13 protein-coding genes are annotated in these 12,763 nt (G+C 64.7%); 11 read left to right on the top strand and 2 right to left on the bottom strand.

The genetic code is table 11. The features are described from left to right. Positions 1-6: 6 nt before the first annotated feature. The 5 genes from FJ419_RS03895 (at position 7) to dnaA (ending at position 5,913) form a co-directional block, all read left to right on the top strand. Positions 7-1,245 carry a phosphopentomutase gene (locus FJ419_RS03895; protein ID WP_140687725.1) on the top strand — a complete coding sequence of 413 codons (1,239 nt, stop codon included), beginning with the start codon at positions 7-9 and terminating at the stop codon, positions 1,243-1,245. Continuing rightward, the gene (gene mutM, locus FJ419_RS03890) at positions 1,238-2,128 is read left to right on the top strand and encodes a bifunctional DNA-formamidopyrimidine glycosylase/DNA-(apurinic or apyrimidinic site) lyase (protein ID WP_140687723.1); all 891 of its coding nucleotides are present in this window, start codon (positions 1,238-1,240) and stop codon (positions 2,126-2,128) included. The genes FJ419_RS03895 and mutM overlap by 8 nt, the downstream gene beginning before the upstream one ends. A 46-nt stretch (positions 2,129-2,174) precedes the next feature. Further along, a complete protein-coding gene (locus FJ419_RS03885; RefSeq protein WP_140687721.1) occupies positions 2,175-2,948 on the top strand; it encodes an enoyl-CoA hydratase in 774 nt (257 codons plus the stop codon). A gap of 307 nt (positions 2,949-3,255) precedes the next feature. Next, complete coding sequence (gene rpsT, locus FJ419_RS03880) at positions 3,256-3,522, top strand: 30S ribosomal protein S20 (RefSeq protein WP_095765940.1); 267 nt, start codon at positions 3,256-3,258, stop codon at positions 3,520-3,522. 843 nt (positions 3,523-4,365) lie between these two features. Further along, positions 4,366-5,913, top strand: coding sequence for a chromosomal replication initiator protein DnaA (gene dnaA / locus FJ419_RS03875; RefSeq protein WP_140687719.1), 1,548 nt, complete (start codon positions 4,366-4,368; stop codon positions 5,911-5,913). Here dnaA and FJ419_RS03870 read toward each other — a convergent pair. After that, a complete protein-coding gene (locus FJ419_RS03870; RefSeq protein ID WP_140687717.1) occupies positions 5,897-6,094 on the bottom strand; it encodes a hypothetical protein in 198 nt (65 codons plus the stop codon). The genes dnaA and FJ419_RS03870 overlap by 17 nt on opposite strands. A 20-nt stretch (positions 6,095-6,114) precedes the next feature. Here FJ419_RS03870 and dnaN point away from each other — a divergent pair, with 20 nt between their 5' ends. The 6 genes from dnaN to FJ419_RS03840 all read left to right on the top strand — a co-directional run bounded on the left by dnaN (position 6,115) and on the right by FJ419_RS03840 (position 11,591). Further along, the gene (dnaN, locus tag FJ419_RS03865; protein WP_095765942.1) at positions 6,115-7,233 is read left to right on the top strand and encodes a DNA polymerase III subunit beta; all 1,119 of its coding nucleotides are present in this window, start codon (positions 6,115-6,117) and stop codon (positions 7,231-7,233) included. A 196-nt stretch (positions 7,234-7,429) separates the two neighbouring features. Next, complete coding sequence (gene recF, locus FJ419_RS03860; protein WP_140687715.1) at positions 7,430-8,590, top strand: DNA replication/repair protein RecF; 1,161 nt, start codon at positions 7,430-7,432, stop codon at positions 8,588-8,590. A 92-nt stretch (positions 8,591-8,682) separates the two neighbouring features. Further along, the gene (locus tag FJ419_RS03855) at positions 8,683-9,438 is read left to right on the top strand and encodes a molybdopterin-synthase adenylyltransferase MoeB (RefSeq protein ID WP_140687713.1); all 756 of its coding nucleotides are present in this window, start codon (positions 8,683-8,685) and stop codon (positions 9,436-9,438) included. 4 nt (positions 9,439-9,442) lie between these two features. Next, positions 9,443-9,931, top strand: a complete 489-nt coding sequence (locus FJ419_RS03850; protein WP_140687711.1) for a GNAT family N-acetyltransferase — start codon at positions 9,443-9,445, stop codon at positions 9,929-9,931. Next, a complete protein-coding gene (locus tag FJ419_RS03845) occupies positions 9,928-11,181 on the top strand; it encodes an aconitase X catalytic domain-containing protein (RefSeq protein WP_140687708.1) in 1,254 nt (417 codons plus the stop codon). The genes FJ419_RS03850 and FJ419_RS03845 overlap by 4 nt, the downstream gene beginning before the upstream one ends. After that, complete coding sequence (locus FJ419_RS03840; RefSeq protein ID WP_140687706.1) at positions 11,178-11,591, top strand: DUF126 domain-containing protein; 414 nt, start codon at positions 11,178-11,180, stop codon at positions 11,589-11,591. Before FJ419_RS03845 ends, FJ419_RS03840 begins: the two co-directional genes overlap by 4 nt. Positions 11,592-11,598: 7 nt before the next feature. Here FJ419_RS03840 and FJ419_RS03835 read toward each other — a convergent pair whose 3' ends face one another. After that, complete coding sequence (locus tag FJ419_RS03835) at positions 11,599-12,600, bottom strand: D-glycerate dehydrogenase (RefSeq protein ID WP_095765949.1); 1,002 nt, start codon at positions 12,598-12,600, stop codon at positions 11,599-11,601. Positions 12,601-12,763: the final 163 nt, after the last annotated feature.

Genomic DNA, 12,763 nt, shown 5'->3' with positions numbered 1-12,763 from the left:
ATACCCATGGCGCGCGCGTTCCTGTTCGTTCTCGATTCTTTCGGCATCGGCGGCGCGGCCGACGCCGAACGCTATGGCGATGCCGGCGCCGACACGTTCGGACATATTTTTCAGGCCTGCGCCGATGGTCGTGCCGATCGGCAAGGTTGGCGCAAAGGGCCGCTCGCGGTGCCCAACATGATGTCTCTCGGACTTGGCCGGGCGGCGCAAACCGCGACGGGACTGAAAACCGGTATCGACGCGCCGCCGGTCGCCTCGGCCTTTCATGGAGCCGCCCAGGAAGTGTCGAGCGGCAAGGACACGCCCTCCGGCCACTGGGAGATCGCCGGCCTGCCGGTGCGTTTCGATTGGGGCTATTTCCGCGATACGGTGCCCGCATTTCCGGCCGACCTGACCGACGCCATCATCCGCGAGGGCAAGCTGCCGGGGATCCTCGGCAACTGCCATGCACCCGGAACCCAGATCATCGAGCGGCTCGGCGAAGAGCATATCCGCACCGGCAAGCCGATCTGCTACACGTCGATCGATTCCGTGCTGCAGATCGCCGCGCATGAGACGCATTTCGGCCTGGAGCGGCTTTATGAGCTTTGCCTCACGGTGCGTCGGCTGGTCGAGCCGCTCAAGATCGGGCGGGTGATCGCTCGGCCATTCGTGGGCGAGACGCCGGCCACGTTCCAGCGCACCCACAATCGCCGCGACTATGCGGTGCCGCCACCGGAGCCGACCCTGCTCGACCGGCTGACCGGGCGCGGCAACAAGGTCATCGCCGTCGGCAAGATCGGCGACATCTTCGCTCATCGCGGCATTTCGGAAGTGCGCAAGGCCGGCGGCAACATGGCAATGTTCGACAAGGCGCTCGGCGCGATGGACGATGCCGGCGACGGCGACCTGGTCTTTGCCAATTTTGTCGATTTCGATACCGAGTTCGGTCACCGGCGCGATGTCGCCGGCTATGCCGGGGCGCTCGAAGCGTTCGACCTCCGGCTGCCGGAGGCGCTGTCGCGGATAAGGCCTGGCGACCTGCTCATCCTCACGGCCGATCATGGCAACGATCCGACGTGGCGCGGCACCGACCATACGCGCGAACGCATTCCGGTGATCGGTATCGGGCCGGGACTGACGGGCGGCGACATCGGGCTCAGGCCGACCTTCGCCGATATCGGCGAGACCGTCGCGGACCACCTCGGCCTGGCTGCCGGTCGCCACGGCACATCGTTCCTTGCGATGATAGGCGGCCATGCCTGAGCTGCCCGAAGTCGAGACCGTCCGGCGCGGTCTGCAGCCGGTCCTGGAAGGGGCGCGGCTCGTCAAGGTCAAGGCGCGCAGGGCCGACCTTCGCTTTCCTTTCCCCGAACGCTTTTCGGAACGGCTTGCCGGCAAGACCGTGACGGCGCTTGGCCGGCGCGCCAAATACCTGACGATGCATATCGAAAACGGGCCGGTTCTCATCTGCCATCTCGGCATGTCGGGGTCGTTCCGGATCGAAGCCGCGGATAGCAGCGACGTCCCCGGCGCCTTCCACCACGAGCGCCCAAAAAGCGCGGCGCACGACCATGTCGTGTTCGACGTCGTCTCTCCGAGGGACGAGCGCTCCCGCGTCATCTTCAACGACCCGCGCCGCTTCGGCTTCATGCTGTTTGCCGAAGGAGCGCCGGACACGCATCCTATGCTGGCGGGGCTCGGCATCGAGCCAACTGGCAACGCGCTCGACGGTCCCCTGCTCGCCTCGCTGCTGAAGGGTCGCAGATCGCCGCTCAAGGCAGCGCTGCTCGACCAGCGGCTGATCGCCGGGCTCGGCAACATATACGTGGCTGAGGCCTTGTGGCGCGCCGGCCTCTCGCCGCTGCGCGAAGCCGGCACCATCGCCGGGTCGGCCAAGAAGGCGAAAGAGCAAAGCGGGCGCCTTGCCGAAGCGATCCGCTCGGTCATCGCCGATGCGATCGCCGCCGGCGGCTCCTCGCTGCGCGACTATGTCCAGGCCGACGGATCGCTCGGCTATTTCCAGCATTCCTTCGCGGTCTACGATCGCGAGGGGGAGCCATGCCCGAAGCCGGGCTGCCGCGGCCACATCGAGCGCATCGTGCAAAGCGGCCGCTCGACCTTCTATTGCCGGACCTGTCAGCGGTAAGCTAGGAACGTATCGATCGTCCCACTGCCGCGGAAGGAAGCGAACCATGGCCTATCAAACCATTATCGTGGAAACACGCGGCAAGGTCGGGCTGATCACGCTGAACCGGCCTAAGGCGCTCAATGCGCTGAATTCGCAGGTCCTTGTGGAGGTCGTGGCGGCGGCGCGCGCGTTCAATGCCGATCCCGAGATCGGCGCGATGGTGCTTACAGGCTCGGAGAAGGCGTTTGCCGCCGGCGCCGACATCAAGGAAATGCAGGCGATGTCCTTCGCCGACGCCTACACGCAGGACTTCTTCGTCGGCTGGGAGGAATTCACGCGCACGCGCAAGCCCATCATCGCGGCGGTCGCGGGCTATGCGCTCGGCGGCGGCTGCGAATTGGCCATGATGTGCGATTTCATCATCGCCGGCGACAACGCCAAGTTCGGCCAGCCCGAAATCACGCTCGGCGTCATGCCGGGCATGGGCGGCTCGCAGCGGCTGACCCGCTTCGTCGGCAAGTCGAAGGCGATGGACATGTGCCTGACCGGGCGGATGATGGACGCTGCCGAAGCCGAGCGCAGCGGACTTGTCTCGCGGGTTGTGCCGGTCGCCGAGCTCGCCGAGGAGGCGCTGAAGGCGGCGGCCAAGATCGCCGAGTTCTCGCTGCCGTCGGTCATGATGACCAAGGAGGCCGTCAACCGCGCCTACGAGACGACGCTCGCCGAAGGGCTGCGCTTCGAGCGCCGACTGTTCCATTCGCTGTTCGCGCTCGACGACCAGAAGGAAGGCATGGCCGCGTTCGTGGAGAAGCGGAAGCCGAATTTCACCAACCGCTAATGCATGATGCCGAAAAGCGTGGAGCGGTTTTCGGACGACATCATGCTCTCTCTTTGATTTAGAGGCGGATTCAGATTTCAGGTCGACTCGACCTGAAATCATCCGGCTCCAGGGCATGTCGTCGAATGACTGAAGGCGGGTCACGACGTGACGCGCTTTCAGTCCCCAAAAAGACCGCCAAGTGGCGTTGACGCGCCGGAAAAGCTGAACTATAAGCCGCACCAACCGAGGCGGCCTGTGGCTGCCCGTTTGTTTTTTGCGCCCTGCGGCACCCCGTTGGAGCCCACCAGATCGGAAGAGAGGCATCATGGCCAACACGTCTTCGGCCAAAAAGGCAACGCGCAAGATCGCCCGCCGCGCGGCGATCAACAAGAACCGTCGCTCGCGTGTCCGCACCTATGTGCGCCAGGTCGAAGAGGCGCTGGCCGCCGGCGACAAGGCCGCGGCGGTGGCAGCCTTCAAGGCGGCGGAGCCGGAACTGATGCGCGCCGCCACCAAGGGCGTCGTTCACAAGAACACGGCTTCCCGCAAGGTTTCGCGGCTAGCCCAGCGGGTCAAGACGCTGTCGGCCTGACCGACTTAATCCTTACTCCATCGATGTTGAACCCGGTCGCATAGGCCGGGTTTTTTTCGTTTGCCGGCAAGTACTTAAAAAAATTGCTCGTGAGCAACGCTTGCGACGTGATTCCAACGCCAGTAATGTTTTGCCGGCATATTCAACGCCGCTGACAACGGAACGCCCTCTCCGCGGCAACTGCCTAAATTTGCCTGGCAAAAAATCCGCAGTTTTTTCAAAGACTTACAGCCGGTCGTCCACAGCTTGTTCAGCTCAAGGTCGAGCGGCGGGGGAGAAGTAGCTGTCAAGACAATTATTTCAGAATATTTCGTTTCGGGCGGCCTTTTTCATATTCGCCGGAAAAGGGTTTGAATCACAATGGCTTTGTCAAAACCTGCCGGCGCAGCTCCCGATTTCAAGCCCCGTCCGGTAACCAGATTCGTTAAAAAACCGTTAGATGTGGCCTTGCCCTATCCACAGCGATTTCGGTAATGTCCATCCATCGAAGGGACGGGCTCTTGCCCCTGACCCAGCCTGAATCGGCCAGCACAAAATGGCGGAATTCATGACGTGGAGCAATTCCGCGTACGGCTTGGTTTGTCTCTTCGGTGCGGGTAGGGGACTGGCGTAATTGTACATGGCAGTCGATGTCTCGCCGGCGTTTTCGCCGGAAGGTGAGGTATTGACTTGTTTTTGTCGGAGGCCGGCATGCGGAGCCGGCAGCTGGTCCCTTGCGCGAGTTGCGACGATCGTTGCCGGCGGCGGCAATGGCATCGCGGCTGAATGAGGGTCGCCGGACCAAGGATGCAGGAGGCGCATCCCCGGCGGAAAAGGGTACGAGAAGACAAAGGGACTTTGATCATGCAGAGCGGCATTGACAGGGAGATAGCGGGCGAGCTCCCATTTCCAGCAACTTTTGTCGGAGGGGGCGACGTGGCGGTATCCAGCGACGCGGAACAGAAGTTCGAACGGGTCAAGGCCCAGTTGAAGGCGCGTCTTGGAGCCGAGGTCTATTCGAGCTGGTTCGGTCGCATGAAGGTCGCCGAGGCCTCCCGCGGCGTTGTTCGCATCTCCGTGCCTACAGCTTTCCTGCGGTCCTGGATCAACGGCCATTATCTCGAGCTTATCGCGGAGCTGTGGCGGCATGAGGATGCGGACGTCCTCAAGATCGAGATCGTCGTGCGCACCGCGACGCGCCAGGGGCGCAATCCTGTCGAGCCCGAGATCGCCCCGGCGCGCAAGATGACCAAGCAGACGCATACGGCGCTTGCCAACGGCACCGCGAGCGCCGGGCGTGTGGAGCAACGGGCGCCGGCGCCTCGCCAGGGCGTGTCAGCGGAACCGGAGTTCCGCCACAATGTGCTGGGGTCGCCGCTTGACCCGCGTTACACGTTCTCCTCCTTCATCGAAGGGCCGTCGAACAGAGTGGCCTTCGCCGCGGCCAGGGCGGTGGCGGAATCGCAGTCGAGCGCGGTACGTTTCAACCCGCTTTTCCTGCACGCGACCGTCGGGCTCGGCAAGACGCACCTCCTACAAGCGATCGCCGCGGAATCGCTGCGGCAAAACCCGAAGTCACGCGTCGTCTACCTGACGGCGGAATATTTCATGTGGCGCTTCGCCACCGCGATCCGCGACAACAACGCGCTGACGCTGAAGGAGCAGCTGCGCGATATCGATCTCTTGATCATCGACGACATGCAGTTCTTGCAGGGCAAGTCGATCCAGCACGAATTCTGCCACCTCATCAACATGCTGCTCGACAGCGCCAAGCAGGTGGTGGTCGCGGCCGACCGGCCGCCCTCGGAACTGGAATCGCTGGAGCCGCGCGTGCGTTCGCGCCTCAATGGCGGCGTGGCGCTGGAAATGTCGGCGCCGGATTTCGCCATGCGGCTCGGCATGCTGAAGCTGCGCCGCGCCAGCACCAAGACCGATGACACCTCGCTCGACATCTCGGACGAGATCCTGGAGCATGTCGCGCGCACGGTGACCGGCAGCGGGCGCGAGCTCGAAGGCGCCTTCAACCAGCTTCTGTTCCGCCAGTCCTTCGAGCCGCAGATCACTATCGACCGCATCGACGAGATCCTCGGCCACATCTACCGCTCCGGCGAGCCGAAGCGGGTGCGCATCGAGGACATCCAGCGCATCGTGGCGCGCCACTACAACGTGTCGAAGACCGAGCTTCTGTCCAATCGGCGCACGCGCACGATCGTCAAGCCGCGGCAAGTGGCGATGTATCTGTCGAAAGTGATGACACCGCGCTCATTGCCGGAGATCGGGCGGCGGTTCGGCGGCCGCGACCACACGACCGTGCTGCATGCCGTGCGCAAGATCGAGGACCTTTCAGGCGGGGACAATACGCTGGCGCAGGAACTCGAACTGCTCAGAAGGCTGATCAACGACCAGGCCTGAAGGGGCGCAGAAATAGCCGGCGGCACGCTTCGCCGGCTTTATCCCCAGAAAGCCCGCGCCGCCGGCCGGAACCGGTGCCGCGGGCTTGCGTTTGCAGGCTTTTTACTGTCAGCTTACACAGATTCTGAAAGCCTTTCAGAGCTTTCACGGGATGCCGCTTGCCGGTGACCTGTTCATTCATTGAAGCGAGCCTGTTTCGTCATGCGTGTTATCCTGGAACGGTCAAATCTCTTGAAGTCCCTCAACCACGTCCATCGCGTGGTCGAGCGGCGCAACACCATACCGATCCTGTCCAATGTGCTGCTCAGCGCCGAGGGCGCCAGCCTCGAGATGAAGGCGACCGACCTCGACCTCGAAGTGACGGAGGCGACACCCGCCAAGGTCGAGCGCGGCGGCGCGACGACGGTGCCGGCGCATCTGCTCTACGACATCGTGCGCAAGCTTTCCGACGGCGCGGAGGTGATGCTGAAGACGGACGAGGACGGCAATGCGATGACCGTCACCTCCGGCCGTTCGAGCTTCCGCCTGCAGTGCCTGCCGCAATCCGACTTCCCGGAGCTTTCGGCCGGTTCGTTCTCGCATATCTTCCGGCTGGAATCGGCGGCGCTCAAAGGGCTGATCGACAAGACGCAATTCGCCATCTCCACCGAAGAGACGCGCTATTATCTCAACGGCATCTTCCTGCACACGCATGAGGTGGGCGGCAAATTGAAGCTACGCTCGGTGGCGACCGACGGGCACCGCCTGGCGCGGGCCGAGATCGACGCGCCGGCAGGTTCCGAAGGCATGCCCGGCATCATCATTCCGCGCAAGACCGTGAGCGAGCTGCAGAAGCTGGTCGACGATCCCGACGTGGCGGTGACCACGGAGCTGTCGGACACCAAGATCCGCTTCACCATCGGCAGCGTCGTTTTGACCTCGAAGCTGATCGACGGCACCTTCCCCGACTATCAGCGCGTCATTCCGACCGGCAACGACAAGAAGCTGATCATCGACCGGCAGAGCTTCGCCGCGGCGGTAGACCGCGTTTCGACCATTTCCTCCGAACGCGGCCGGGCGGTGAAGCTTTCGATCAATGACGGCCAGGTGACGCTCGCGGTCAACAATCCGGATTCGGGCAGCGCCACCGAGGAACTGGCGGCCGACTACTCGTCGGACCCGATCGAGATCGGCTTCAACGCCAAATATCTGCTCGACGTCGCGGCCCAGCTCACCGGCACGGAGGCGAAATTCATGCTGGCCGATGCCGGCTCGCCGACGCTGATCCACGACATGGCCGACGAGACCGCGCTCTACGTGCTGATGCCGATGCGAGTCTAGGCTCAGTCTCTTGACGCAATTCCGGACGGAAAACCGCTGTGCACTTTTCCCGGAATTGCGCTTTTGTTTTTCGCAATTCCGGACGGAAAACCGCTGTGCACCTTTCCTGGAATTGCGCTTTTGTCTTTCGCAATTCCGGACGGAAAACCGCTGTGCACTTTTCCTGGAATTGCTCTGACGGACCTGATGTGTCGCCGTGAACTCGGATGCGAAACAGCTTCGGCAGCAAAGCTATGTAAGTAAGCTTATACTTACGAATTTCCGCAATTACGCGACGCTTTCGCTCGAGCTCGCGCCCGGCGCGGTGGTGCTGTCAGGCGACAATGGCGCCGGCAAGACCAATCTCCTGGAAGCGATCTCGTTCCTGACGCCGGGCCGCGGCCTGCGCCGCGCGCCCTATGGCGATGTGGCGCGCGAAGGCGGCGATGGCGGCTTCGCCTTGCATGCGCGCATTGAGGGGCCGGAAGGCCAAGTCGAGATCGGCACCGGAATTTCCGGCGGCGACGCCGCCGGCGAAGGCGGCAGGAAGGTGCGGATCAACGGCGCGCCGGCGCGATCGGCCGAGGATATGCTGGAATGGCTGCGGATCGTGTGGCTGACGCCGGCGATGGACGGGCTGTTTCCAGGGCCGGCGGCCGACCGCCGCCGTTTCCTCGACCGGCTGGTGCTGGCGATTGACCCTGGCCATGGCCAGCGCGCGCTCGACTATGAGAAAGCCATGCGCAGCCGTAACCGATTGCTTACCGAAGGCTCCCGCGACGGCGCCTGGTTCGGCGCGATCGAGACGCAGATGGCCGAGACCGGGGTGGCGATCGCCGCGGCGCGGGCCGAGCTGGTAAGGCTGCTTGCCGCCATGATCGACAGATTGCCGGGCAGCGGACCGTTTCCGCAGGCTGACATCAGCCTTGCCGGCGACCTGGAGAGCGAGGTCGCCGTCGCGCCGGCCGTCGATGTCGAGGAGCGCTTCCGCCGTGCGCTCGCCAATGGCCGCGAGCGCGACCGCGCCGCCGGCCGCACGCTGGACGGTCCGCATCGTTCCGATCTCGTGGTGCGGCACCGGCCGAAGTCGATGCCGGCCGAGCTTTGTTCGACCGGCGAGCAGAAGGCGCTGCTGGTCGGCATCGTGCTGTCGCATGCCAGACTGACCGGCGAGATGTCGGGCCTGACGCCGATCCTTCTGCTGGACGAGATCGCCGCGCATCTCGACGCGGGCCGGCGCGCGGCGCTGTTCTCCATCCTGGAGGAATTGAACTGCCAGGCCTTCATGACCGGCACGGATGCCGCCTTGTTCTCCAGCCTTGCCGGCCGGGCGCAGTTCCTGACCGTCGATCATGGCAACGTTGAGCCGACCGGCTGACCTTTTGAAGCGAGTTCTGCACTTGCGTATACGCGACAAGGCCGCGCCTTGCGCTTACTGACAAGGCCTCGCCACGGCGATATGGTCCAGCCATGACCGATGCCGCGCTGACCGACGAAGAGCTCGAACGCTATGCCCGCCACATCGTGCTGCCGGAGATCGGCGGGCCGGGCCAGCAGAAGCTGAAACGGGCGCGGGTGCTGGTGATCGGCGCCGGCGGGCTCGGCGCGCCGGTGCTCGAATATCTTGCCGCCGCCGGCGTCGGCACGCTCGGCACCGTCGATGACGACACCGTCTCGTTATCCAACCTGCAACGGCAGGTGATCCATGGCAGCGACAGGGTCGGCATGGCCAAGACCGACAGCGCACGGGAAGCGATCATGCGCATTAACCCCAACGTTACGGTGGAATCGCATCGCCTGAGGTTGACGGAGGAGAATGCCCCTGCCCTCGTCGCCCGCTACGATATCGTCGTCGACGGCTCCGACAATTTCGAAACGCGCTACGCGGTCGCCGATGCCTGCGCGGACGAGAAGAAACCCCTCGTCACGGCGGCCGTCGGGCGCTTCGACGGCTCGGTGACGGTGCTGAAGCCGTTCGAGGCTGGCGCCGACGGCAAGCGCAATCCGAGCTATCGCGACCTGTTTCCGGAAGCCCCGCCCGAAGGGCTGGTGCCGTCCTGCGCCGTCGCCGGCATCATCGGCGCGCTGACGGGCGTCATCGGCACGCTGGAGGCGATGGAGGCGATCAAGCTGATCACCGGCATAGGCGAGCCGCTGATCGGCCGGCTGCTGCTCTATGACGGGCTCACGGCCCGCTTCGACACCATCCGCTACAAGGCCGTCTGAGCGCATGGACCAGAGCGTCGGCATCTCCATAACCGGCCTTGCCGCAGATTTCGACCAATGGGGCGAATTGCTCGCGCTGATCCGGCGCACCTTCGCCTATATGGATGGGGTGATCGATCCGCCGTCATCGGCGCATCCTTTAACCGCCGAGGCGCTTGCCGGGAAGGCGAAGCGGGAGACGGGATTTCTGGCCGTCGAGAACGGCCGCATCGTCGGCTGCGTCTTCGCTCTGGAACGGTCGCGGGATTTCTATGTCGGCAAGCTCGCGGTCGAGCCACGGCTGCAGGGCCAAGGCATCGGAGCCCGGCTGATGCGGGCGGTGGAGGATCTTGCCCGCGAGCGCGGCATGGACGCGATCGAGGCTCAGACCCGTATCGAACTGACCGCAAACCATGCAGCCTTCGCCCGGCTCGGCTTCCGCGAGACCGAGCGCACGGCGCATGCGGGCTATGACAGGCCGACCTCCATCACCATGCGCAAGGTGCTGTCGTGAGCCTGGTCCTCAGCCCGGAAGAACAGGCGATCGCCGCCGGCCGGGACGGCGCGGGCATGGCGATGCGCATCGTCGCCGAAAGCGCCCGGCTGCTTGGCGCGCCGCGACTGATCCCGATCGCCTCCACGCATATCGATGGCGCGCTGTATCACGGCGATTCCGGCACGCTGTTTGCCGAGCGGCTGGTCGAAGGCGGTGCGAAGGTCGCGGTGCGCTCGACGCTCAATGTCGGGGCGCTCGACCTGATGGGCTGCTCGCGCATCCGCCTCGGGGAGCCGCAGCGTGGCATGGCGCGGCGGATGATGGAGGCCTATCGCAAGCTGGGCTGCGAGCAGAGCTGGACCTGCGCCCCCTACCAAGCCGGACACAGGCCCGCGCTCGGCAGCGACGTTGCCTGGGGAGAGTCCAACGCGGTCATCTTCTGCAATTCGGTGCTGGGCGCGCGTACCAACCGCTATGGCGATTTCCTGGACATTGCCTGCGCCATTACTGCCAGAGCGCCTGACTACGGCCTGCATCGGACGGAGAACCGCCGCGCGCGGCTCATCTTCGATGTCTCGGGCCTGTCGCCGTCCTTCCTCGCCTCGGAGATCGCCTGGCCGGTGCTGGGCAGCCTCTATGGCCGCGAGGTGGGCAATGCGATCGCCGTCGTCAGAGGCGTGACGGCTCATCCCGGCGAAGACGCGCTGAAAGCCTTCGGCGCGGCGGCCGCATCGTCCGGCGCGGTCGGCCTGTTCCACATTGCCGGCGTGACGCCCGAGGCTCCCGACGTCGAAGCCATTCTGGCCGGGCCAGAGCCGGAAGCGGTGATCCGCGTGACGCCCGCCATGGTGGCGACGGCGCGCGCGGGCCTGTCGACAACGGCCGCGACCGAGAGCATCGATGCGGTGGCGATCGGCAGCCCGCATCTGTCGCACGCCGAGTTCGACAGCCTGGAGCGGCTGATCGCCGGACGGCGGCTCGCGGTGCCGATCTACGCCTGCACCGGCCGCCATGCGCTTGCCCTGCTGGAGCGGGACGGCCGGCGGAAGCGGCTCGAGGCCAGCGGCGTCGTCATCGTCGCCGACACCTGCGTGGTGGTGACGCCGATCATGCCGGACCTTGCCGGCGGCGTCTTGATGACCAATTCGGGCAAGTTCGCGCATTATGCGCCGGGCAACACCGGCTATGCGGTGCTCTACGCCTCGCTTGCCGACTGCGTCGAAAGCGCGGTCCTCGGCAAGCCGGTCTTCACGGATATCGCGGCATGAGCGCGAGGGCCGAAATCCTGGTGCCGGGCAAGGCGGGCGAAGGCGACGCGCTGGTGCTGACGGCGCCGATCAGCTTCTGGGGCGGCGTCGACCCAAGGACCGGGCGTATCGCCGACGTTCGCCACCCGCAGCATCGCGAAGTCATCGCCGGCCGGGTTCTGTTCCTGCCGGGCACGATCGGCTCGTCATCCGCTTCGGCGGTGCTGATGGAGCTCGTCCACAACGGCCGCGCGCCGGCCGCCCTGGTGCTGCACGAGCCGGACGCCATCCTGCTGCTCGGACTGATCGTAGCCCGGGAAATGGGCTGGGAAACGCCGATGGCGGTGAGGCTCGAACGCGGCGCGTTCGACGACTACCGCGGAGCCGCCGTCACGGTCGCTTCGGACGGCGCAGTGACCGCCGCCGTCTAAAGCTTTTTTAGGTCCTGAGCGGCAGGACACGATCCGGCGGACGGTGGCCGTCGAAGAAGGCGCGAATGTTGATGATCACCTTCTCGCCCATGTCGATGCGGCCCTCGAGCGTGGCCGAGCCCATATGCGGCAAAAGCACCACCTTGCCCTTGGCGGCGAGCTTCAACAGCTTGCTGTTCAGCGCCGGCTCATGCTCGTAGACGTCGAGGCCGGCGCCGGCGATCTTGCCGTCATGGATGAGCTTGATCAGCGATTCCTCGTCGATGATATCGCCGCGCGCGGTGTTGACGAGGTAGGCCGAAGGCTGCATCAGCGCGAGCCGACGGCCGGACAAAAGGTGGAACGTCGCCGGCGTCGACGGGCAGTTGACCGAGATGATGTCCATGCGGGCCAGCATCTGGTCGAGGCTTTCCCAGTAGGTCGCCTCCAGTTCCTCCTCGACCGCCGGCAGCACGCGGTGCCGGTTGTGGTAGTGGATCGAGAGGCCGAAGGCCTTGGCCCGCCTGGCGACCGCCGTGCCGATGCGGCCCATGCCGACGATGCCGAGACGTTTGCCCCAGATGCGCCGGCCGAGCATCCAGGTCGGCGACCAGCCGGCCCATTTCTTCTCGCCGGTCAGCACATTGGCGCCTTCGGCCAGCCTGCGCGGCACGGCGAGCATCAGCGCCATGGTCATGTCGGCGGTGTCTTCGGTGAGCACATTCGGCGTGTTGGTGACGGTGATGCCCTTCTTGGCGGCCGCCGCGACGTCGATCTTGTCGACGCCGTTGCCGAAATTCGCGATCAGCTTGAGGTTCTCGCCGGCCTGGGCGATCAGCGCGGCATCGATATGGTCGGTGATGGTAGGGACGAGCACATCGGCTTCCTTGACCGCCGCGACCAGCTCCGGCTGCGTCATCGGCCGGTCCTCGACATTCAGTCTTGCATCGAACAGCTCGCGCATGCGCGTTTCGACCGGATCGGGCAGCTTGCGAGTGATGACGACGAGGGGCCGTTTTTTGCCTGCCATTTTATCCCCGAAGCTTCTTCGATCAGGATGACGTTTCGTCGAATCGTCATCCTGATCCTACTCTTTGTTTGAGCAAGATCTCTTCCGAAAACCGGTTCCCACTTTTCGGGATCATGCTCTCGAAACCGATCTCGTTGAGACCTCTTTAACCAAGACCGGCGAA

The organism is Mesorhizobium sp. B2-6-2 (genome assembly GCF_006440615.1).
Lineage (GTDB): Bacteria > Pseudomonadota > Alphaproteobacteria > Rhizobiales > Rhizobiaceae > Mesorhizobium.
The sequence above is the reverse complement of the archived record's forward strand: the minus strand, read 5'-3'. Positions and strand labels throughout refer to the sequence as shown.